Below are 22,757 nucleotides of genomic sequence, written 5' to 3'. Positions count from 1 at the left end.
CTCGCGGTTCAGCTTGCCGCCGACCTCGAATCGGTTGGAGGCATTGTCCGGCCGGTCGCGGACCATGGCTGATATCGCCGACCACAGCGCCTGCCAGTCCGCCCGGCCGCCGATCGCCGCGGCCGCGCCGCGGGGGTAGCCAAAGGGAAAGTCGAAGCCGATGAGCAGCCGCTTGCCCTCCTCGATCGAGGCCCGGATCAGGCCCTCGAGGATGTGCATCGCCTCGTCGCGGGTGCGCGGATTGACGCTTTCGAGCAGGGTGATGGTCTCGCCGTCGCGCTGCGCGCAGCCGATCCAGATCGAATCCTTGCCGGAGACGGGCGAATTGGAGGCCGACCACTCGACCATGGCATAGCGTTCGAACAGGCTCATGGCTTCACCGTCGCTGGGACCATCGATTGGGGGCCGAGCGGGTGATCGGCATGCGGATAGGGGTGGTGGACGTGGTCGCCATGGGCGTGCCCGTGGCCGTCGGGACCGTGGGAATGGGCATGGCCCGCAGCGGCATGGTCGCCATGCGCGTGCCCATGATGGGTGTGCCCGTCATGTTCGCCGGCGTGAGCGTGGTCATGTCCGTGTTTGTGGTCGTGATCGTGGCCATGGTCGTGCGAGTGATCGCGGCCATGGTCGTGGGGATGCGCATGATCATGATCGTGGGAATGCCCGTGATCGCGACCGTGCGCCGCGGCCACCGGGCTTGCGGCCTCGGGTGCCTGCCGCGCGCGGACGGGCTTTGTCGGCGCCGCCTTCACCGCCCGGCAGGCGCCGGTGCAGACCTTGTCGCAGAGCGTGCAGTCGGCCGAGGAGCCGACGCCCTCGACATGGTGGTGATGGCTTTCCTGCGGCAGGCCGACTTCCGCCTCGAAGCCCAGCACCTGCTCGCGGTACTTGCACATCTGGCAGTTCATGTTGTTCGTGCCCTCGAGAATCTCGGTCAGGCGGTCGACAAACGTTTCGACGACGAGATCGTGGGCGCCGAGATAGGAGGCCTTGAGGAAGGCGATCTCGGGATGGCGGGCGGCGACCGCATCGGTCTGGTCGTAGATCCGCCGCACCAGCACGCCGGTGAAGAGGAAATAGGGAAAGACGACGATCTTCTTGTAGCCGAGCTTGGCCGCATGCTCGAGGCCGGGCTCGACGAGCGGGAAGGTGACGCCGGAATAGGCCGTCTCGCCCCAGCCGAAGCCGAGGCCTTCCCAGAGCATGCGCATGACCTTGGAGACGTTGGAATTGGCGTCGGGGTCCGAGGCGCCACGGCCGACGACGACAAGCATCGTGTCGTGCAGCGGCTCGCCGTCGCGCCAGCCAGTGGTGCGCAGCGCCTCGCGGATGCGCGCCCCGGCGGCGCGGATCATTTTCGGATCGATGCCGAGCTCGCGCCCATAGGTAATGTCGAGACCATTGGCCGCAGCATAGGTGTTGAGGACGGACGGGATGTCGTTCTTGGCGTGGCCGGCGGCAAACAGCATGCCCGGCAACGCCAGAACGTGCTTCGCGCCGCGCGCGCGCAAGGCGTCGAGGCCCTCGCGGATGATCGGCTTGGCAAATTCGAGATAGCCGTATTCGATCGCCCAGTCCGGCAGGCGGACGCGCATCTTGGCGGCGAGGCCGGAGAATTCTTCCATCGCGCCGGCATCGCGGCTGCCATGGCCGCACATCATCAGAGCCTGCATGTCGTCCTCCGTTTGTCGCACGCCGGAGGAGACGCCAGGACGAAAGCCCAGGGCGTGCCGTTCCGACAGCACCGTCTTGGCCCCCTCTTGGGTCGGCCGCACCGGAATCGCTTTCAGCCCGCTGGGGCGGGCACCGTCAGTTCGGGCGAGGTAAACAGCACGGCGGCGATTTGGTCAAATGGGAGTGCCTGAGGATGTGGCAGTAAGGATGCGCGGGGGGCCGGGACAAACCTGCCAGTAGCAAGGCGCAAACCTTAGTGTTTAGTCATTCCGGGCTTGACCCGGAACCCATGCCGAGGCGCTGTCACTGCCAAATCGGGTCAGGATTGGGAAGGTCCACCGTCCTCGACCGCGTTCAGCGATTTGGAATGGGTCCCGGATCAAGTCCGGGATGACTAATCTGAAAGGATTGTGGCTTGCGCTCGCAAAGGATTGTGCCTTGCGCTCGGCAAGAACGGTGCTTCGCGCTCGGCAGGCAATGCTTCCCGCTCGGCAGGCAGTGACGCTTCGTGCCACCCCCTCAGACTAGTCATTCCGGGCTTGACCCGGAACCCATGCCGAGGCGCTGTCACTGCCAAATCGGGTCAGGACGGAAGGTCCGCCGCCCTCGATCGCGTTCGGCGATTTGGAATGGGTCCCGGGTCAAGCCCGGGATGACTAATCGCAGAGGACGGTGCAAGAGGGAAAGGTGCAGCCGGGCGTCCATCAAGACGCATCACGCACCCCGAATCTCAGACCGCCCCCGAAAGCCCGCAATGCTCGCCTCCACCTTCGCCCTTCTCGTGCTCGCGGCCTTCGCCGCCGGTTTCGTCGACGCCATTGCCGGCGGCGGCGGGCTGATCACCATTCCGGCGCTGCTCATCGGCGGCGTCGATCCGCTGGCGGCGCTGGGCACGAACAAGCTGCAGTCGCTGTTCGGCTCGGGCTCGGCGTCGATCAGCTATGCCGCCAAGGGGCATGTCGACCTCAAAAAGCTGGCGCCGACGGCGCTCCTGTCCTTCGCCGGCGCGGTGCTGGGCGCGATGGGCGCGATGGTGCTGCCGACGGAGGTTCTCGAGACCCTCCTGCCCTTCCTGCTCATCGCCATCGCGCTCTATTTCGCGCTGAAGCCCGGCCTGTCCGACCGGGATGCCGAACGCCGGATCTCGCCCATGGTCTTCGCCTTCTTCCTGGTACCGCTGATCGGCGGCTATGACGGGCTGTTCGGGCCCGGCACCGGCTCCTTCTTCATGCTCGCCTTCGTCACGCTCGCCGGCTACGGCATTCTCAAGGCGACGGCGCACACGAAACTTCTCAACTTCGCCTCGAATGTCGGCGGTTTCGTCGTCTTTGCCTTTTCCGGCGCGATCGTCTGGAAGCTGGGCCTTGCCATGGGCGCCGCGCAGTTCGCCGGTGCGCGCCTCGGCGCGATGTTCGCCATGCGTTTCGGCGCAAAACTGATCCGCCCGCTCCTCGTCGTCGTGTGCCTCGCACTCGCCGCCAAGCTGCTGCTGAGCTGACGATGACGGCGGCGATCATGCTCCAGGGTACGGGCTCGGACGTCGGCAAGACCGTGCTCGTCGCCGGCCTCTGCCGCCTGTTCGCGCGGCGCGGCCTCGTCGTCCGGCCGTTCAAGCCGCAGAACATGTCGAACAACGCCGCTGTCGCCGCGATTCCCGGCAGCGCGGCCATGGGCGAGATCGGCCGGGGGCAATGGCTGCAGGCGCTCGCCTGCGGCGTCGGGCCGACCGTGCACATGAACCCGGTGCTGCTGAAACCGCAGTCGGAGACCGGCAGCCAGATCGTCGTCCAGGGACGCGTCGTCGGCGAGGCCCGGGGGCGCGACTACCAGCGGCTGAAGCCGCAACTGCTGGCCAAGGTGCTGGAAAGCTTTGCCCTCGTCGGCGAAGGCGCCGACCTCGTCATCGTCGAAGGCGCGGGCTCGCCCGCCGAGATCAACCTCCGGGCCGGCGACATCGCGAACATGGGATTTGCCACGGCGGCAAGCGTGCCGGTGATCCTCGTCGGCGACATCGACCGCGGCGGCGTCATCGCCTCGCTCGTCGGCACCCATGCCGTCCTGTCGGAAGAGGACCGGGCGATGATCGCGGGCTTTCTCATCAACAAGTTCCGCGGCGACGTCTCGCTGTTTGACGACGGGCTCGCCGCCGTGACCCGCTTCACCGGCTGGCCCTCGCTCGGCGTCATTCCCTTTCTCCAGGCCGCCGCGCGCCTGCCGGCGGAGGATTCCGTCGCGCTGGAGCGCCTCGCCCGGCCGCAGGCCGGGTTTGCCGGCAAGGGCGGGCGGCTCGTCGTCGCCGTGCCGATACTCGGCCGAATCGCCAATTTCGACGACCTCGATCCGCTCCGGGCTGAGCCCGGCCTCGACGTCGTCTTCGTCAGGCCGGGAGACCGCCTGCCGGACGACGCTGCGCTGGTCGTCATTCCCGGCTCGAAGTCGACCATCGCCGATCTGGAAGGTTTTCGCAGCAATGCCTGGGACGCCGATCTCCGGCGCCATGTCGGGCGCGGCGGCCATGTCGTCGGCCTCTGCGGCGGCTACCAGATGCTCGGGCGGCGCGTCAGCGACCCGCTCGGGATCGAAGGCGGCGCGCGCGAGGCGGAAGGTCTCGGCCTCCTCGACGTCGAGACGGTGATGGCGCCGGAAAAGGTGCTGCGCACCGTCGCGGCAACCGCCCCGACCGGCGAGGCGCTCGAGGGCTACGAGATCCATCTCGGCGAGACCACGGGGTCGGATTGTGCCCGGCCCGTCGTCCTCGTCGACGGCGTGCCCTCCGGCGCGACCAGCGCCGATGGAAAAGTGCTCGGCACCTATCTGCACGGCTTCTTCGCCGCGAATGCCTTCCGCCGCAGCTTTCTGGCTCGACTCGGACACCAGAGCGCCCTGCGCGACGACCGCCGGGAAATCGAGGCCGCCCTCGACCGTATCGCCGAGGATCTGGAGAAGGTGGTGGACGTGGAGAGGCTGCTGGCGACGGCTCGCGCTACTTCGCCGCCCACGCCTTGAACTTCTCCGCCCAGTCCGTGTGCCAGCGCGACAGCGGCGGGCGATTCTCGACGATGTCGCCGGCGGCCCAGGCGATGCGCTTTTCGTCCATTTCTCGCGTCACCTCGCCATCGGGGCAGAGGATGTAGAAGTCGCCGGCCTCCAGCTTCTCCAGCATGAAGTCGGCGGTCTCGTCGGGCGTCCAGGCGCCATCGGGCTTTTCCGTCCGGTCGAGCGCGGTGAGGCCGGTGAAGACGAAGCCGGGAATGAGGAGATGCGCCGAGAGGCGGCCGCCTTCCATGTTGCGCAGTTCGTGCTGCAGGGCCTCGGTCAGCACCTTCACGCCGGCCTTGGCGACATTGTAGGCGGGATCGCCCGGCGGCGTGGTGATGCCCTGCTTGGAGCCGGTGTTGATGACGAGGCCGCCCTCGCCGCGCGCGATCATCCGGGGCACGAAGACCTGCACGCCGTTGATGACGCCGCCGAGATTGACCTGGAGCACCGCGTCCCAAGCCTCGCGGGGGCCGAGAATGCCGCTGCCGGGCTGGATGCCGGCATTGTTCATCAGGACGTGGATCGTGCCCCAGCGCTCGAAGATCATCTCGGCGACCGCCTCCATCGCCTCGCGGTCGGAAACGTCGACGGCGACGGCCACCACCGCGTCTTCCGAAGCGCCCGCGATGCCCCGCAGGGTGCCAGCGGCCGAAGCGAGCTTTTCCTCGTCGCGGTCGACGATGCAGACTTTCAGGCCGAGGGCGACGAGGCGCGCGGCAACGGCCAGGCCGATGCCGGCGGCGCCGCCGGTGATGAAGGCAGTATGGCCGGGAACGAGCAGGGGATGGGTCATGATGGGCCTCACAGGAGTGTCATGGCTTGAAATAGACAGGCAGCCGGCGAAGTCGAACGCAAGGGAAGGCTTGGCTGCGGCCGTCGCAGGGCCGGCATTTCGATTGACAGAAAGCTGCACCCGTCTATCCTTGGCGCCGGATGGTCACGAGGGCACACGTTGCGCCTCGGGCTAAGAGGGAATGCGAAGGACCGACCCAAACAGGGGATCCGTATCGCAGCCGACCCCGCGACTGTAGAGCGGCGAGGTCTTTCCACCTTTTCCCGGCAAGCGCCGGAAGAGGAAACGCCACTGAGGCCTTGCGGCCTTGGGAAGGCAGGAAAAGACCGATGACCCGTGAGCCAGGAGACCTGCCATCCCTTGAAAAGGCTGTGATTCCGCAGTCTTCACGGAGGTTGAGTCCATGAACGTTTCCACCCTCGCGCCCGTCGCGACACCCGCCACCGCGCGTCTCGGCGCCGGCCTGTTCGCCCTAGTGCTCGGCGCCTTCTTCGTCTGGGGCGCGGGCTTTGCCAGCGCGCAGACGCTGCACGACACCGCCCACGACATGCGCCACGCCTTCGGATTTCCCTGCCACTGACGCTTGAACGCCGCCCGCCCAAGCGGTGAGCGGCTGAGTGTTGCAGGCCTTGGGCATGGCGTCGCGTCTGCACGGCGCGCCGGTCATCGCCTAGTGAAATCAATCGCTCCCCGCCGGCTGGTGCCGGCCGCTGCTGCTCGTCCGCCTGAGGCGGGGCGGCGCGCGGGAGCCATGAAGGTGTCCCATGATCGTTCGCGTTTTTCTTGCCGCCCTAGCCGCCGGACTCTTCGCCGGCCTTCTCATCACGCCGGTGCAATATGCCCGGGTGATCCCCCTCATCCTGCACGCCGAATCCTTCGAGGACGGCGGTGCCCCGGCGCACGACCATGCCGCCGGCCTCAGCCTCGTGACGCCGGCGGAAGCCGCGCCCCTGGCCCCAGACGAGGCAAAGGTGATTCTCGTCCACACCCACGCGCCTGCGGACGGCGAGGCCACCGGCGGCGGGCCGCTCGTCGAAAGCCGGCTTCTCGGCACCGTGCTCGCCAATCTGATCACTGGGGCGGGTTTCGCGCTTATTCTGGCCGCCGCCAGCCTCGTCCTCGACCGGCCGGTGACGGCGGCGAACGGCGCGGTCTTCGGCCTTCTGGGCTTTGCCGTGATCCATCTCGCTCCGGCCCTCGGCCTGCCGCCGGAACTGCCGGCCATGCCCGCCGCCGATCTCGGCGCAAGGCAGGTCTGGTGGATCGCTACCGTCCTGCTCACGGCCTTCGCCGCCTATGCCGTGATCCTGCGCCGCGAGCCCTGGCTGAAGGCGCTGGGCGTCGTCGCCCTGGTGCTGCCGCACATCGTCGGCGCGCCGCATCCGGCCGATCTCGCGAGCCCGGTGCCCCCGACGCTCGCCGCCGAGTTCGCGGTGGCCTCGCTGGTGACGGCGGCCGCCTTCTGGGTCCTGCTCGGCCAGCTTTCCGGCCACGCCTTCGACCGGATGCGCCGGGGCGCCGTCGCCGGGCCGGGCCTCGCATGAGCCTCGCCGCCCCCCTCGCCTCTGGCGCGACGCTCGTCCTCGGCGGCGCGCGCTCGGGCAAGAGCCGGTTTGCCGAAGGGCTGATCGAGGCCTCCGGCCGTCCGGCCTTCTATATCGCCACCGCCGAGGCGCATGACGACGAGATGCGCCGGCGGATCGGCGAGCACCGCGACCGCAGAAGCGGCCTGTGGACCACCGTCGATGCCCCGCTCGCCCTCGGCGAAGCGATCACCGCGCATGCGCAGCCGGATGGCGCCATCCTCGTCGACTGCCTGACGCTCTGGGTCACCAATCTGATGCTAGCCGGAGCCGACATTCCTGCGGAGTCGGAGGCCCTCGCCACCCTACTTTCCCAGCCGCTGCCCTGCCCCGTGGTTCTCGTTTCCAATGAAGTCGGCCTCGGCATCGTGCCGGACAATGCCATGGCGCGGGAGTTTCGCGACCATGCCGGCCGACTCCACCAGTCCATCGCCGCCGTCGCCATGCGCGTGACCTTCGTCGCCGCCGGCCTGCCGCTCATCCTCAAGGGATAGACATGATCGCTTCCAAGATTCCCGCCACCGTCATCACCGGCTTCCTCGGCGCCGGCAAGACGACGCTGATCCGCAACCTCCTGGAAAACGCCGGCGGCCGCCGCATCGCCCTCATCATCAACGAGTTCGGCGATCTCGGCGTCGACGGCGATCTGCTCAAGGGCTGCGGCATCGAGACCTGCAGCGAGGACGACGTCGTCGAGCTCACCAATGGCTGCATCTGCTGCACGGTCGCCGACGACTTTCTGCCGGCCATGGCCAAACTCCTCGCCCGGCCCGGCAAGCTCGACCACATCGTCATCGAGACCTCGGGCCTCGCTCTGCCGCAGCCGCTGGTCGCCGCCTTCAACTGGCCGGAGGTGAAGGCGCGCGTCACCGTTGACGGCGTCATCACCGTGATCGACGCCTCGGCCGTCGCCGCCGGGCGCTTTGCCGATGACGAGGAGAGCATCGCTGCGCAGCGCGCCGAAGACGAGAGCCTCGACCACGACAATCCGCTGGAAGAGCTGTTCGAGGACCAAATCCGCGCCGCCGACCTTGTGATCCTCAACAAGGCCGACCTCGTCGACGCCGATGCCATGGAAGCCGTTCGCGCCGCCGTGGCCCAGGCGGCCGGCGACCGGCCGGTGAAGGCGATCGTCGCCTCGAACGGCAAGCTGCCCGCCGACGTGCTGCTCGGCCTCGGCTCGGCCACCGAGGACACCATCGCCTCCAGGCGCTCGCATCACGAGATCGAGCATGAGGGCGGCGAGATGCACGATCACGACGATTTCGAGAGCTTTGTCGCCGAAGCCGGCGCCATTGCCGACCCCGCCGCCTTCGCCGAAGGGCTGAAGGCGCTGATCGGCCGGCACGACATCCTGCGCCTCAAGGGATTCGCGGCCGTGCCGGGTAAGCCGATGCGGCTCGTCGTCCAGGCCGTCGGCGGGCGCGTCGAGACCTATTTCGACCGGCCCTGGCGCGAGAGCGAGACCCGGGCGACGCGGCTCGTCGTCATCGGGCTGCATGATGGCCTCGACGAGACGGCGATCGGCCGGGAGATCGCCGCGCTGACCCTCGCCGCGGAGACGGCGGCGGCCTGATGCATCTCCTCGTCGCCCAGCGCGAAACGGTCGCGGAGGCGGGCGAAGCGATCGACATCGGCCAATCGCCGGGCGACATCGTCTTCCTCTCCGCCGCCGACACCGAGCTCGCCGGCCTCGCAGCGGCGCGGGGGCGGCAGAGCGAGGGCGCGCCCAGCCTACGGCTTGCCAACGTCCTGCAGCTCGCCCATCCGATGTCGGTCGATCTTTATGCCGAGAAGACGCTGGCCAATGCCAAGCTCGTCGTCGTTCGCCTGCTCGGCGGCGCGGCCTACTGGAACTACGGCTTGGAGGCGCTGCTGCAGCTGGCGCAGACGCGGGGCGTCCAGATCTGCGCTTTGCCCGGCGACGACCGGCCCGATCCGAGCCTCGACCGGTTCTCGACGATCGGCGGGGAAGCGCGGGCGTTTCTCTGGCGCTGTCTCGTTGAAGGCGGGGCGGAGAACGCCGGAAAATTTCTGGACGGTTGCGCGGCGGTGATCGGGGCGGGGGAGTGGCCGGCGGAGGCACAGCCGTTGTTGAAGGCGGGGGTGTTCACCCCGTCGTCGCGTCCGGATGGTCGAACGGCAGTCCCCTCATCCCGCTGCCGCGACCTTCTCCCCCAAGGGGAGAAGAAGGCAGCTCCGGCAGATGGCACCCCGCTTTCGAACGGCGCAGAACAAGGCGCCATTCCTCGCCCCTTGGGGGAGAGGGTGGACGCGAGCGATAGCGAGCGGACGGGAGAGGGGACAGACGCTTCCGAAAACCCCACCCCGCGCCCCCTCGCCGCCGTCCTCTTCTACCGCGCCCTCGTCCAGAGCGGCCAGACCGAGCCCATCGAAGCGCTCTGCGACGCGCTGGCGAAAGCCGGCCTCGACGCCCTCCCCGTCTACGTCTCCAGCCTGAAAGACCCCGTTTCGATCGAGACCGTGCGCGCGGTCTTTGCCCGCCGCCAGCCGGCGGTGGTGATCAACCTCACCGGTTTTGCCGTGTCCTCGCCGACCGGCGCCCGCCAGCCGACGGTGCTGGAAGAGCACGGCGCGGTGGTGCTGCAGGCGATCCTGTCGAGCGGACGGCGGGAGGCCTGGGAGATCTCGAGCCAGGGCCTCTCCGGCCGCGACCTCGCGATGCAGGTTGCGCTGCCGGAGGTGGACGGGCGCGTGCTGTCGCGCGCCATCGCCTTCAAGGCGGCGGGCGAATGGGATGCGCGTTGCGAGATCGACATCGTCGCGCACCGCGCCGTGCCGGACCGGGTGCGGTTCGTGGCCGAGCTCGCCGCCGCCTGGGCATCGCTCCGCGCAACACCCCCGGAAGAGCGCCGCGTGGCGCTGCTGCTCGCCAACTATCCCAACCGCGACGGCCGCCTCGGCAACGGCGTCGGCCTGGACACCCCGGCCGGCACGATCGAGGTGATGCGCGCGATGGCGGCCGCCGGCTACCGCGTCGACAGCATTCCTGCGACCGGCAACGCGCTGATCGAAGAGCTGATGGCCGGGCCGACAAATGCCGGCGTAATCGCGCGCGAGATCCGCGAGACACTCTCGCTGGAGAGCTACCGCGCCTTCTTCGCCACCCTGCCCGCGGCGGTGCAGGCCGCCGTGACCGACCGCTGGGGCGCGCCCGAAGCCGATCCCTTCGTCGATCCCGCTTTTGGCTTCGCTCTGCCGCTCATGCGCTTCGGACACCTCGTCGTCGGCGTGCAGCCGGCGCGCGGCTACAACATCGACCCGAAGGAGACCTACCACTCCCCCGACCTCGTGCCGCCGCACAACTATCTCGCCCTCTACACCTTCCTGCGCCGGGAATTTCGCATGCAGGCGGTGATCCACATGGGCAAGCACGGCAATCTCGAATGGCTGCCGGGCAAGGCGGTGGCGCTGTCGGAGGCGTGTTTTCCCGAGGCCGTGCTCGGCCCGGTGCCGCATCTCTACCCCTTCATCGTCAACGATCCCGGCGAAGGCAGCCAGGCCAAACGCCGGGCGAGCGCCGTCATCATCGACCACCTGACGCCGCCGCTGACCCGCGCCGAGAGCTACGGCCCGCTGCGCGACCTCGAGGCGCTGGTCGACGAATACTACCAGGCGGCGGGCAGCGATCCGCGCCGCGTGGCGCTGCTGACCCGGCAGATTCTCGACCTCATGGCCGACATCGGCCTCGACGCCGATGCCGGGATTTCGCCTGATGAGGCCGAAGACACGGCGCTGGAAAAACTCGACGCCTATCTCTGCGACCTCAAGGAAATGCAGATCCGTGACGGGTTGCACGTCTTTGGTGTCGCGCCCGAGGGGCGGTTGCTGACCGATCTCGTCGTGGCGCTGGCCCGCCTGCCGCGCGGGATGGCGCCGGGCGATGCCTCGCTGCACCGGGCGCTGGCGGCGGATTTGGGGCTGGCGAGTTTTCCTGAAACGGCAGTCCCCTCATCCGCCCTTCGGGCACCTTCTCCCCCGAGGGGAGAAGAATCGCGCCAACCTTCAGACGGCGCAGAAACAGACGGCATTCCTCGCCCCTCCGGGGAGAGGGTGTCTGCGAGCGGGAGCGAGCGGACGGGAGAGGGGAGCGCGACGGTCGCTCATTTCGACCCCCTCGACTGCGCCATGGCTGCCCCCTGGACCGGCCCGCGCCCACAGCTTCTCCACAGCCTGTCCCCTGATCCCTGGCGCAGCACCGGCGACACTGTAGAGCGGCTAGAGCTGCTCGCCGCAGGGCTCGTTTCGGGGGCGATCCCCAGGGATATCCACTGGTTGTCCACAGAACCGGTGCTGGCCGAGATCGATGCGCGGCTGCGCCCGTCCGTCACCGCCTGCGGGCGAGCGGAACTCGCTGGCCTCCTCGCGGGTCTCGACGGCCGCTTCGTCGCGCCCGGCCCTTCCGGCGCGCCGACGCGCGGGCGGCCGGAGGTGCTGCCGACGGGGCGCAACTTCTTTTCCGTCGACACGCGCTCGGTGCCGACGCCCGCCGCCTGGACGCTCGGTCAGAAGTCGGCCGAGCTTCTCGTGCTGCGGCACCTGCAGGACCACGGCGACTGGCCACGCGCGGTCGGCCTCACCGCCTGGGGCACCGCCAACATGCGCACCGGCGGCGACGACATCGCGCAGGCCCTCGCGCTGATCGGCGTCAAACCCCGCTGGGACATGGCCCGCGTCACCGGATTCGAGATCTTGTCCCAGGCCGTCCTCGGCCGCCCGCGGGTCGACGTCACCTTGCGCATTTCCGGCTTCTTCCGCGATGCCTTTCCCGACCAGATCGCTTTGTTCGACCGCGCCGTCCGTGCCGTCGGCGCGCTGGAGGAGGACGAAGGCGACAACCCGATCGCGGCGCGCATGCGCAATGAGGCCGCCGGCCTCGTCGCCGCGGGCACGAGCCCGGCAGAGGCCGAACGGCGCGCGGGCTTCCGCATTTTTGGCTCGAAGCCCGGCGCCTATGGCGCGGGACTGCAGGCGCTGATGGATGAAAAGGGCTGGGCCGAGCGCGCCGACCTTGCCGAGGCCTTTCTCGTCTGGGGCTCCTATGCCTATGGTGCCGACGCCGAGGGAGAAGCCGAGCGGAAAACGTTCGAGATGCGGCTTTCGGGCGTCGAGGCGGTGGTGCAGAATCAGGACAACCGCGAGCACGATCTCCTGGATTCCGACGACTACTACCAGTTCGAGGGCGGCATGACGGCGGCGGTCGAGCACGTCTCGGGCGCAAGGCCCGCGGTCTACCACAACGACCATTCGCGCCCCGAGCGGCCGGTGATCCGCACGCTGGAGGAGGAGATCGGCCGGGTCGTGCGGGCCCGCGTCGTCAACCCGAAATGGATCGCCGGCGTCATGCGCCACGGCTACAAGGGCGGCTTCGAGATCGCGGCGACAGTCGACTATCTCTTCGCCTTCGCCGCCACCACGGGCGCGGTGCGCGACCACCATTTCGACGCGGTCTACCAGGCCTTTGTCGCCGACGAGGCGGTGCGTGACTTCATGCTCGACAACAATCCCGCTGCCTTCGCCGAGATGCAGGACAAGCTCGCCGAGGCGGTGGCGCGCGGCCTGTGGTCGCCGCGCTCGAATTCGGCGAGGATCGCCCTCGACGTCGCTCTGGAAAGGACACCCTCCTGATGGCCGAAAAATCCGCCGCTCTGACCGGCCTCACCGAGGCCGAGCTCGACGCCCGCCACGCCGACAAGATGAAGAAGAAGAAGGCCGCCCGCGACAAGATCCTCGCCACCAAGACCGAGGTGAAGGGTCTCGTCATCGTCCACACCGGCAAGGGCAAGGGCAAGTCGACCGCCGCCTTCGGCCTCGTCTTCCGGGCGCTCGGCAACGGCATGAAGGTCGGCGTCGTGCAGTTCGTGAAGGGCAAGTGGGAGACCGGCGAGCGAAAGATCCTCGAACACTTTCCCGAGCAGGTGTCGATGTCGGCGATGGGCGACGGCTTTACCTGGGAGACGCAGGACCGCCAGCGCGACATCGCCGCCGCCAAGGCCGCCTGGGAGCGCGCCACGGCGCTGATCCTGGACGAGGAGCATGACCTCGTCCTCCTCGACGAGCTCAACATCGTCCTGCGCTACGACTATCTCGACGTCGCCGACATCATCGCGGTGCTGAAGCAGAAGCCGGCGATGAAGCACGTCGTCATCACCGGCCGCAACGCCAAGGACGAGCTCATCGAATTTGCCGACCTCGTCACCGAGATGGAAGCCATCAAGCACCCCTTCCGCTCCGGCGTGAAGGCGCAGCGCGGGATCGAGTTCTAGGGGCGGCGCGGCCCTGGCGCGGGCGGCCCCGCTGCCGGCGACAAGGCTCCGCCTCTGAGGTCAGGGCCTGGCCCACCCTCAGAAACTCGTCATCCCGGCCTTGAGCCGGGATCCATGCCGAGGCGCCCATTCCGGCCCAATCGGTTCAGGACGACAGCAAGGGTCGTCCATCCTTCAACGGTTTGGAATGGATCCCGGGTCAAGCCCGGGATGACGAAGCTGAGAGGCTGGCAGGAAGGGTCACTGGCTGCCGAGCGCGACGCACAACCCTTGCCGAACGCTAAGGTACCGTCCATTCCGATTCGTCATCCCGGGCTTGACCCGGGATCCATTCCAAATCGCCTAAAGCGATCGAGGGCGGTGGACCGTCCCGTCCTGCACCGGTTTGGCAGTGACAGCGCCCCGGCATGGGTTCCCGGCCTGCGGCCGCGAAGGACGAGCCTCATGAGAATGCGGCGGTTCCAGGCGGCACCGACGGACGCGGGATGCCTCGCCAGATCATCGTCATCCTCGGGACCCTGGCCCCCGGGGATCCATGCCGAAGCGCTCATTTCGGCCAGATCGGTTAAGGACGGCAGCATCGGCCCTCCTCGCTCAACGGTTTGGAGTGGATCCCGGGTCAAGCCCGGGATGACGAAGCTGTTGTCTGGGTGCCCGAAAAGAGAGCGCAGCGGCGGAGACACTTGTCCCAGGTGCACCCCCGGCGTCGCGTCCCTTCCGGCCACCGGCGGCTGACCCTCCCTGCGTCATTCTTTCCCATCCCGCCCGTGCTTTTCCATTGAACCCTTCCTGCTGCACCGGCGTTGCGCAGACTGGAACGATTCAAAGGAGAGCGGTCTTGCCGAGACTGACCATCAACGGAAAAGAACACGATCTCGAGCTCGACGTGCGCACCTCGCTGCTCGACGCCTTGCGCGACCATCTGGCCCTGACCGGCACGAAGAAGGGCTGCGACCATGGCCAGTGCGGCGCCTGCACCGTTCTCGTCAACGGCCTCAGGGTGAACTCCTGTCTGACGCTGGCCGTGATGCACGAGGGCGACGCCATCACCACCATCGAGGGCCTCGGCGAGCCCGGCAACCTCCACCCGATGCAGCAGAGCTTTCTTGAGCATGACGGCTTCCAGTGCGGCTACTGCACGCCGGGGCAGATCATGTCGGCGGTCGGCATGCTCGGCGAGGCCGAGGCGAACTGGCCGAGCCACGTGACGGACGAACTGGAAGGCGGCGCTAGCCTGTCCAATGCGGAGATTTCCGAGCGGATGAGCGGCAATATCTGCCGCTGCTCGGCCTATCCCAACATCGTCGACGCGATCCGCACCGTTGCCGAAAAGAAGGACGCAGCATGAGATCGTTCGACTATTCCCGCGCTGCCGAGCCGAAGGCAGCCGCTGCGGCCGCCGCCCTCGCCGGCACGAAATTCATCGCCGGCGGCACCAATCTCCTCGACCTGATGAAGCTGCAGATCGAGACCCCGGAAAAGCTGGTCGACATCAGCCGGCTCGACCTCCGCGACATCACGCCGACCGAGAACGGCCTGCGCATCGGCGCCATGGTGACGAATAGCGATCTCGCCGCCAACGAGACCGTGCGCCGCGACTATGCCGTGCTGAGCCGCGCACTGCTGGCCGGCGCCAGCGGACAGCTGCGCAACAAGGCGACGACCGGCGGCAATTTCCTGCAGCGCACCCGCTGCGGCTATTTCTACGAGACGAATTCCGCCTGCAACAAGCGCGAGCCCGGCTCGGGCTGCGACGCCATCGGCGGCTTCAATCGCATTCACGCGATCCTCGGCGCCAGCGAGCACTGCATCGCGACGCACCCGTCCGACATGGCGGTGGCGATGCGCGCGCTCGGCGCCGAGGTCGAGACGGTGAAGGCCGACGGGTCGTCGCGCCGCCTCGGCCTCGGCGACCTCTACCGCCTGCCCGGCGACACGCCCCACATCGAGACCAATCTGGAAGCGGGCGAGCTCATCGTCGCGGTGCACCTGCCGAAACCGGCGGGCGGGTGCCATGTCTACCGTAAGGTCCGGGACCGCGCCTCCTATGCCTTCGCCTTAATCTCGGTGGCCGCCGTGGTGACCATGGAAAACGGCAGGATCGGCAGCGCCAGCCTCGCCTTCGGCGGCGTCGCGCACATGCCGTGGCGCGACACCGGCGTGGAGACCCTCCTCGCCGGCCAGACGCCTTCCCCCGACCTCTTCGCCCGCGCCGCCGACATGCTGCTCGCCGACGCCCGCGGCCAGGGCGAGAATGATTTCAAGATCGAGCTGATGCGCCGGACCCTGCCCGCCGTCCTCGCCGAAGCCACGGGAGCCACGACATGAATTCCGAGCACACGATCCAGATGGACGCGCCGGTCGGCGAGACCCGGCTCGACCGCAATGTCCAGGCCGTCATCGGTAGGGGTGTCGACCGCATGGAGGGCCCGCTGAAGGTCTCCGGCAAGGCGACCTATGCCTACGAAAACCTGCACGGCAAGCAGGTCGCCTACGGCTATGTCGTGACCTCCGGCATCGGCGCCGGCAAGATCAAACTCATCGACACCATGAAGGCGCTGGGCATGGCCGGCGTCCTGCACGTCGTCACCGACGAGACGGGACCGCGCGCCGCCGCCGATCCCGGCGACGAGAAGCCGGCCTCGATCAAGGGCGAGGTGACGCATTTCGGCCAGCCGATCGCGCTGGTCGTCGCCGAGAGTTTCGAGATCGCCCGCGCCGCGGCGAGGCTCGTCGAGGTGGAATACGCCCCGAGCGAGGGCGTCTATTCGCTCGATGACGCCAAGGCAAAGGCGTTCGATCCCGGCGAGGGAACCATGCCGTCGATCGTCAAGAAGGGCGATTTCGCCAAGGCGTTCGACGAGGCCGCGGTGAAGTTCGACCAGACTTACACGACGCCGAGCCAGAGCCATTCGGCGATGGAGCCGCATGCCGCCGTAGCGGTGTGGGAGGGCGAGGACCTGACGCTCTATGGCTGCTATCAGCTGGTGCAGACCAATGTCGGCCAGCTCGCCGCGGCTCTCGGCATCGACAAGGCCCGCATCCGCATGCGCAATCCCTATATCGGCGGCGGTTTCGGCGGCAAGCTCGGCATCGGGCCGGAAGCCGTCTTCGCGGCGCTGGCGGCGAAGGAGACCGGCCGGGCGGTGAAAATCGCCCTCACCCGCCAGCAGGTCTACCAGGCCACCTCGCGGCGCACCGATACCGTGCAGCGCATCCGCATCGGCGCCGACGAAAACGGCGTCATCTCCGCCATCGCGCACGACACGCTCTGCGGCAACACGCCGGGCGACAAGGTGTTCGAGCCGGCGGGCATCTCCACCGTCTTCCTCTACGGAGGCGAGAACCGGCTGATCACCCACCGGCTGTCGGCCGTAAACGTCATCCTCTCCTCCTCTATGCGGGCGCCGGGCGAGGCGGTGGGCATGCTGGCGCTGGAAAACGCCATGGACGAGCTTGCCGAGCAGCTCGACATCGATCCGATCGAGCTGCGCAAGCGTAACGAGCCGGCGGTCGATCCGCAGGAGGGCCTGCCCTTCTCCTCGCGCATGCTGATCGAATGCATGGACGAAGGCGCGCGGCGCTTTGCCTGGGCCGACCGATCGACGACCCCGGGCCTCAGGCGCGAGGGCGAGTGGCTGATCGGCATGGGCATGTCGGCGGCCTCGCGCAAGAACCTCCTGCAGAAGTCCTCCGCCCGCGTGACGCTGTCGGCAGAGGGAACTGCCCTCGTCGAGACGGATATGACCGACATCGGCACCGGCACCTACACCATCCTGCAGCAGATCGCGGCGGAGATGCTGGGGCTGCCGCTGGAGAAGGTGACGGTCAAGCTCGGCGATTCCACCCTGCCGCCGGCGCCGGGCTCGGGCGGATCCTGGGGCGCCAGCTCCTCGGGTTCCTCGGTCTACGCCGCCTGCGAGGGCATCGTCGGCACGCTGGCCGAGAAGATGGGCGTCGACGCCGCGGAGCTGACGCTGAAGGACGGCACCGCCATCGGCGGCAACCGGCAGACGGCGCTGACCGATCTCCTCGCCGGCGAGCCACTGGTCGTCCTCGGCAATTTCAAGCCGGGCAAGGCCTTCGAGGATACGCACCAGGCGAGCTACGGCGCGCATTTCTGCGAAGTCGCGGTGAACGCCGTGACGGGCGAGACGCGCATTCGCCGCCTGCTGACGGTGGCGGCCGCCGGCCGCATTCTCAACGAAAAGACCGCGACCTCGCAGTGCTATGGCGGCCAGATTTTTGGCATAGGCTCGGCGCTGACGGAGGAACTGGTCATCGACCCGCGCACCGGCCTCATCGTCAACCACGATCTGGCGGAATACCACGTGCCGGTGAATGCCGACGTTCCGCAGCTGGAAGTGGTTCTCCTGCCGGAGCGTGATCTGGCGGCCAGCCCGCTCGCCTCCAAGGGCATCGGCGAACTGGCGCTGTCCGGAGTCGGCGCGGCGATCAGCAACGCCATCTACAATGCCACGGGCGTGCGCCTGCGGGACTATCCGATGACCTTGGACAAGGTCCTCGCGGGCTGGGCAGCGGCGCAGAAAGCCGCCTGACACGCGGCGATCGGATCAGTGAGAAGGGCGGTGGGGGCAACCTCGCCGCCCTTTTCTTTGCCATGGGGCCGGGCCGCTCTGCCTCAGCCGTGCAGCTTCAGCGCCGGGCCTCTTGTCGGCGAGATCACGTCGGCCAGAATGGCGACGGAGCCGCGCAAGGCTCCGAGCACCTGCCATTGGTGGCGGCGCTGCAGAGCGTGATAGGCGGCCTTGGCGAACTGGCCGTCGACGAAGAAATCATTGCGGGAAATGCCGACGAGCCCGACGGTGCCGGCCCCGCCCAGCGAGACGAGCTTGCCCTTGTCCTTGAAGCGGAAGGGTTTGGCAGCGCGGTCCGCGAGACTCCTGGCGAGATAGGCCGCCTCCTGGCTGGCGATCTGCGCGGTGGGCGGCAGCGGCTGCGGCGCCCCTTCCGGCGTCAGGCTGGCGGCGTCGCCGAGGACATAGACGGTGGGGTCGACCGTGCTGCGCAGGAAGGCGTCGACCACGATGCGGCCCTTGCGGTCGATGGCAAAATCGCCGAGCGTCGCCAGCACGGGGAGGCCGACGAGGCCGGCGGCCCAGACCGTGACATCGGCGCGCCAGCTCTCGCCGGAGGCGGCGCGAACGGCGTCCGGCTCGACGGCGGTGATCCGGGCGCTGGTGACGACGGTGACGTCCAGTTCGGCAAGGCGCCGCACGACGCCCGCGCGCAGCTCTTCATCAGCGCCGGGCATGACCTCCGGCGCCGCTTCCAGGAGCGTGAGATCGAGCAGTCGCGGCTGATCGGCTGTCTCCGGGCGGTCGAAAAAGGCCGTCTCGGCCAGGCGCAGATGGGCGGCGAGTTCCGTCCCGGTGGCCCCGGAGCCGACGATGACGACATGGGCGGGCACGCGCGTCTGCCGGGCATTGATCAGGAGCGCGACGAACCGGTCGCGAAAACCGTCGGCGTCGAGCTTGGCATCGAGGCGGACGGCATGTTCGCGCACCCCGGGAATGCCGAAGTCGGCGGTGATGCCGCCCAAGGCGACGACGCAGGTATCGTAGCCGATCCGGCGCTCCGAACCGGCCGCGCCGGGAACGTCCGGGGGCGCCAGGCGCACCTCCCGCGCGGCCCGGTCGATGCCGGTGACGCTTCCCTGCTCGAAGCGAAACCCGCGCATCCGCGCCAGCATGTAGAAGCTGATTTCCGAAAGCGTCGAGGTCACAGTTCCCGCGGCGAACTCGTGCAGGCGCGGCTTCCAGATATGGGCACCGACCCGGTCGACGAGCGTGACGTCGAGGCCCGGGCGATGCGCCAGGGCCGAGGCGAGCTCGAGCCCGCCGGCCCCGCCGCCGAGAATGACGATTCGTGTCGTGGCCATGCTGTCCCTTCCTGCGCTCGCTCGCGGCGCCGTCGGCCGAGACACGCGGCGCCGTCCCGGGTCTCGGCCTTCGAAGCCTCGGGCATGATCTTGAACGGTTTTCCCTCGGAAAGGATCAGGCGAAAGCCGGGAGCCAAAGCGGGATGGCGATGCGGGGAAAGCCCCGCGTCAGCCGAGATTGTTGAGCGCGCCGCTTCCCAGAAGGCCCGTGATGCCGATGAAGATGAGGTAGATCGCCACGATGATGTTCAGGAGGCGGGGCATGACGAGGATGAGGACGCCGGCGATGAGCGCGACGACCGGCTGGATGGTGATGATTTCCATGAAACTCTCCTGATGCGAAGGCTTACGCCATGTGCCAGCCGTGGCTGACGAGGATCGACTGGCCGGTCAGGGCGTTGGAGCCGAAGCCGGCGAGGAAGACGGCGACGTCGGCGACGTCCTTGATGGTGGTGAATTCCTGGTCGACGGTGTCGCCCAGCATGATTCGAGCGACGACTTCTTCTTCGGAAATGCCGAGACTGCGGGCTTGTTCCGGAATCTGCTTCTCGACCAGCGGCGTCTTGACGAAGCCGGGGCAGATCACGTTGGACCGCACGCCGTGCTTGGCGCCCTCCTTGGCCATGACGCGGCCGAGCCCGAGCAGGGCGTGCTTGGCCGCGACATAGGCGCTCTTCAGCGGCGAGGCCTCGTGGCTGTGGGCCGACCCCATATAGATCAGGGCGCCGGACTTCTGCGCATACATGTATTTGACGCAGGCCTTGGTGAGGAGAAAGCCGCCGCCGACATGGATGTCCATGACTTTGCGGAAGTCCGCATAGGGAAAGTCCTCGATTGGATGGACGATCTGGACCCCGGCATTGGAGATCATGGTGTCGATGCGGCCGAAGCGGGCGAACGCCTTGTCGACGCCGGCATTGACCGCCGCCTCGTCGGTGACGTCCATCTCGATGGCGATCGCGGAGCCCCCGGCCGCCTCGATCTCGGCGACGGTGTCGTGGGCGCCCTGCATGTTGATGTCGCAGATCGCGACCTTCGCGCCCGCGCGGCAGAATTCCAGCGCGATCTCCCGGCCGATGCCCGAGCCGGCGCCGGTGATGACGGCGACATTGTCCTTGAGTTTCATGGCGTGTGTCCCGAAGTTCTGGCAGCGCCGGATGGCGCCTGACGCGGCGCACTATCGTTCGGGAGACGGGTCGGCGGCAAGCGGCGGCCGGGCGGCCAGCGCCGGGGGGCGGGTTCGGCTAGGCAGCCGGCCCCTGCGGCCGGCCGCTTGGGCCACGTTCCGCCGCGGCGTCAGGCGCCCTCGGGCGGGAGATCGTTGCCCCCGTCCCCTGAACGGGGACGGGGCGCCGGGAGGCTCAGAATTCCTCCCAGCCCTCGGCGGCGGCGGTCGGGCGCGGGGCGGCGCCGCCCTGGCCGGTGGTGCGCAGCTGCGTCACCGGGCGGGCCGGGGCCCGCGGCGCCGGGCGGAATGCGCGGGCGGGCTGGTGGCGGACTGTCGGGGCGGCATGGCCGCTGGCCGCATGGCCGGTGTTGGTGGTGAAGCGTTCGACCATGGCGGCGAGCTCGTCGGTCTCGTCGGACAGCGTCTGGGCGGCCGCGGTGGCTTCCTCGACCATGGCGGCGTTCTGCTGCGTGACCTTGTCCATCTGGTCGGCCGCGCCCGAGACTTCGCGCAAGGACACCGCCTGCTCGCGGGCGCTCCTGGCGATCTCGGCGACCACCGCCGACATCTCGCCGACCTGCGCGACGATTTCCTCCAGCGACTTGCCCGAGGCCGTCACCAGCTCGACGCCCTCGCCGACCTGTTTCGACGAGGTCGAGATCAGGTTCTTGATCTCCTTGGCCGCTTCCGCCGAGCGCTGGGCGAGCCCGCGCACTTCCTGCGCCACCACCGCGAAGCCACGGCCGGCTTCACCGGCCCGTGCCGCCTCGACGCCGGCATTCAGCGCCAGGAGGTTGGTCTGGAAGGCGATCTCGTCGATGACGCCGATGATCTTGCCGATCTCTTCCGAGGAATGCTCGATCTCGGCCATCGCGGCGACGGCCCGGGCGACGATCTCGCCGCCCTTTTCCGCGTTCTTCTGCGCCGCGCTGGCGCCGACCTGCGCGCGGGCCGCGCCCTCGGCCGTCTGGTTCACGCCGGTGGTCACTTCCGAGAGCGCTGCGACCGTCTGCTCAAGGCTCGCCGCCTGCTGCTCGGTGCGCTGGGCGAGGTCGTTGGACGCGACGGAGATTTCGGCAAGGCCTGTGCGAAGGGTCGCGACGCCGCCGGCGACGCCGGAGATCGCGGCCTCGAGCTCGGCGACGCTGGCATTGAACTTCTGCCGGATCGGTTCGAATTCCGGCGCCACCGCCTGGTCCATGCGCACCGTCAGATCGCCCGCCGACAGCGCGTCAAAGCTCTGTTCCACCGCCTCGACGAAGGCCCGGAGATCCTCCTCCTTGGAATGATCCAGCGCCGACTGCCTCTCCCGCTGGCTGGCCTGCGCCGCCCGCGCGGCTTCCGCCTCCGATTCCAGGCGGTCCTGGTCGATCGCCGCCTGCTTGAAGGCTTCGACGGCGCCGGCCATCAGGCCGATCTCGTCGCCGCGCCCGGTGGCGGGAACGTCGATGCTCTTGTCGCCCGCCGCCAGGCGCCGCATGGCCTCGGTCATGGCGACGACCGGCGTCGCGATGCCGCGCGCCAGCAGCCAGCCCAGGGCGACCGAGAACAGGATGAGAAAGCCGATGCCGCCCACCAGCGCCGTCACCGACGTGGCATTCGCCTCGACCTCGATCGCCCAGGCCTCGGCCACCGCGGCCTGCTCCGACGTCACGATCGCATCGATGGCGTTCTCGGCATCTTCGATCGCCTTGTCGGCCACGTCGCTGGCGAAGAGCGCGAGCGCCTGGGGCAAGGTGGCCGGGTCGCGCGACAGGGTGACGATGGGCGCCGCGATATTGCCGCGCCAGGCGGCGACGCCGGCCGTGACCGCGTCCAGATCTCCCGCGAGATCCGGCGCCAGGGCCCGGATCTTGTCGACATCGGCGGCGATCGCCGCGGCGCGCTTGTCCATGGCCAGGGTATAGCGGTCGTTGCGCGTCAGCATGAAGGCCCGCAGGGCCGCCTCCATCCGCGACAGGCCGAGCCGCGTCGCGGTGCTGATCGCGGTGATTTCCGTGTGGTGCTTGATGTTGTCGGTCGCCGCGCTCATCTGGCCGAGCTGCGCGTAGACGATGCCGCCCATGCCGGCCGCGGCCAGGACAAGGCAGACGAACGCCGCCGAAATCTTCTGCGAAATCTTCAGATTGGACAAAAACATCATTCTACCCCGCCGTGATGATGCTCCGCCTGCTACGATGCATCGCTGAGCTTCCGTAGGGCAAAGAAGCTAAGGCTTTCTTGCTGATGAATGGAAGATCCCGGGCCGGAGCGCATGCCGTGGCGACCGCGCGGCGGCCGGCGTCGCAGCGGTGCGAGCCGGCAACGCGTC

17 protein-coding genes and 1 riboswitch are annotated in these 22,757 nt (G+C 68.5%); of the genes, 11 read left to right on the top strand and 6 right to left on the bottom strand.

The window, feature by feature from the left end; genetic code table 11:
* Positions 1-368: 368 nt before the first annotated feature.
* Positions 369-1,673: a sirohydrochlorin chelatase gene (locus IEX88_RS02140; protein ID WP_188848903.1), complete on the bottom strand. Its 1,305-nt coding sequence runs from the start codon at positions 1,671-1,673 to the stop codon at positions 369-371.
* Positions 1,674-2,428: 755 nt separating this feature from the next.
* On the opposite strand from IEX88_RS02140, the gene IEX88_RS02135 reads away from it, so the two are divergent.
* Together IEX88_RS02135 and IEX88_RS02130 are read left to right on the top strand one after the other, a co-directional pair.
* A complete protein-coding gene (locus IEX88_RS02135) occupies positions 2,429-3,172 on the top strand; it encodes a TSUP family transporter (RefSeq protein WP_188848902.1) in 744 nt (247 codons plus the stop codon).
* Positions 3,173-3,174: 2 nt separating this feature from the next.
* Positions 3,175-4,680, top strand: coding sequence for a cobyric acid synthase (locus IEX88_RS02130; protein ID WP_188848901.1), 1,506 nt, complete (start codon positions 3,175-3,177; stop codon positions 4,678-4,680).
* Here the strand turns inward: IEX88_RS02130 and IEX88_RS02125 are convergent.
* Complete coding sequence (locus IEX88_RS02125; protein ID WP_188848900.1) at positions 4,658-5,506, bottom strand: SDR family NAD(P)-dependent oxidoreductase; 849 nt, start codon at positions 5,504-5,506, stop codon at positions 4,658-4,660. The genes IEX88_RS02130 and IEX88_RS02125 overlap by 23 nt on opposite strands.
* A 124-nt stretch (positions 5,507-5,630) precedes the next feature.
* Positions 5,631-5,878, top strand: a riboswitch (cobalamin riboswitch).
* Between the two features lie 31 nt (positions 5,879-5,909).
* On the opposite strand from IEX88_RS02125, the gene IEX88_RS02120 reads away from it, so the two are divergent.
* The 9 genes from IEX88_RS02120 to IEX88_RS02080 all read left to right on the top strand — a co-directional run bounded on the left by IEX88_RS02120 (position 5,910) and on the right by IEX88_RS02080 (position 17,935).
* Positions 5,910-6,086, top strand: coding sequence for a CbtB domain-containing protein (locus tag IEX88_RS02120; protein ID WP_188848899.1), 177 nt, complete (start codon positions 5,910-5,912; stop codon positions 6,084-6,086).
* A gap of 184 nt (positions 6,087-6,270) precedes the next feature.
* Complete coding sequence (locus IEX88_RS02115; protein ID WP_188848898.1) at positions 6,271-7,050, top strand: CbtA family protein; 780 nt, start codon at positions 6,271-6,273, stop codon at positions 7,048-7,050.
* Positions 7,047-7,583: a bifunctional adenosylcobinamide kinase/adenosylcobinamide-phosphate guanylyltransferase gene (gene cobU / locus IEX88_RS02110; protein ID WP_188848897.1), complete on the top strand. Its 537-nt coding sequence runs from the start codon at positions 7,047-7,049 to the stop codon at positions 7,581-7,583. The genes IEX88_RS02115 and cobU overlap by 4 nt, the downstream gene beginning before the upstream one ends.
* Positions 7,584-7,585: 2 nt before the next feature.
* On the top strand, positions 7,586-8,665 hold the full coding sequence (cobW, locus tag IEX88_RS02105; RefSeq protein ID WP_188848896.1) for a cobalamin biosynthesis protein CobW: 1,080 nt from the start codon (positions 7,586-7,588) through the stop codon (positions 8,663-8,665).
* Positions 8,665-12,738, top strand: coding sequence for a cobaltochelatase subunit CobN (gene cobN / locus IEX88_RS02100; protein ID WP_188848895.1), 4,074 nt, complete (start codon positions 8,665-8,667; stop codon positions 12,736-12,738). Before cobW ends, cobN begins: the two co-directional genes overlap by 1 nt.
* A complete protein-coding gene (cobO, locus tag IEX88_RS02095) occupies positions 12,738-13,376 on the top strand; it encodes a cob(I)yrinic acid a,c-diamide adenosyltransferase (protein ID WP_188848894.1) in 639 nt (212 codons plus the stop codon). The genes cobN and cobO overlap by 1 nt, the downstream gene beginning before the upstream one ends.
* An 820-nt stretch (positions 13,377-14,196) precedes the next feature.
* Positions 14,197-14,724, top strand: a complete 528-nt coding sequence (locus tag IEX88_RS02090; protein ID WP_373289545.1) for a 2Fe-2S iron-sulfur cluster-binding protein — start codon at positions 14,197-14,199, stop codon at positions 14,722-14,724.
* The gene (locus tag IEX88_RS02085) at positions 14,721-15,704 is read left to right on the top strand and encodes an FAD binding domain-containing protein (RefSeq protein ID WP_188848892.1); all 984 of its coding nucleotides are present in this window, start codon (positions 14,721-14,723) and stop codon (positions 15,702-15,704) included. The genes IEX88_RS02090 and IEX88_RS02085 overlap by 4 nt, the downstream gene beginning before the upstream one ends.
* Positions 15,701-17,935, top strand: coding sequence for a xanthine dehydrogenase family protein molybdopterin-binding subunit (locus tag IEX88_RS02080; protein ID WP_188848891.1), 2,235 nt, complete (start codon positions 15,701-15,703; stop codon positions 17,933-17,935). The genes IEX88_RS02085 and IEX88_RS02080 overlap by 4 nt, the downstream gene beginning before the upstream one ends.
* A gap of 83 nt (positions 17,936-18,018) precedes the next feature.
* Here the strand turns inward: IEX88_RS02080 and IEX88_RS02075 are convergent, their stop codons facing one another.
* The 4 genes from IEX88_RS02075 to IEX88_RS02060 form a co-directional block, all read right to left on the bottom strand.
* Entirely contained in the window at positions 18,019-19,278 is a 1,260-nt protein-coding gene (locus tag IEX88_RS02075) for an NAD(P)/FAD-dependent oxidoreductase (protein ID WP_188848890.1), read from the bottom strand.
* Between the two features lie 168 nt (positions 19,279-19,446).
* Positions 19,447-19,602 (bottom strand): DUF3096 domain-containing protein, encoded by a 156-nt coding sequence (locus tag IEX88_RS02070; protein ID WP_188848889.1) that lies wholly within the window; start codon positions 19,600-19,602, stop codon positions 19,447-19,449.
* Positions 19,603-19,624: 22 nt separating this feature from the next.
* Entirely contained in the window at positions 19,625-20,404 is a 780-nt protein-coding gene (locus tag IEX88_RS02065; RefSeq protein WP_188848888.1) for a 3-hydroxybutyrate dehydrogenase, read from the bottom strand.
* A 235-nt stretch (positions 20,405-20,639) separates the two neighbouring features.
* Positions 20,640-22,586 carry a methyl-accepting chemotaxis protein gene (locus tag IEX88_RS02060; RefSeq protein WP_188848887.1) on the bottom strand — a complete coding sequence of 649 codons (1,947 nt, stop codon included), beginning with the start codon at positions 22,584-22,586 and terminating at the stop codon, positions 20,640-20,642.
* Positions 22,587-22,757 lie beyond the last annotated feature (171 nt).

Origin of the sequence: Aureimonas glaciei, from assembly GCF_014643375.1 — a bacterium.
Lineage (GTDB): Bacteria > Pseudomonadota > Alphaproteobacteria > Rhizobiales > Rhizobiaceae > Plantimonas > Plantimonas glaciei.
Note: the sequence above shows the minus strand (reverse complement) of the source record. Positions and strands in the feature narration are given on the sequence as shown.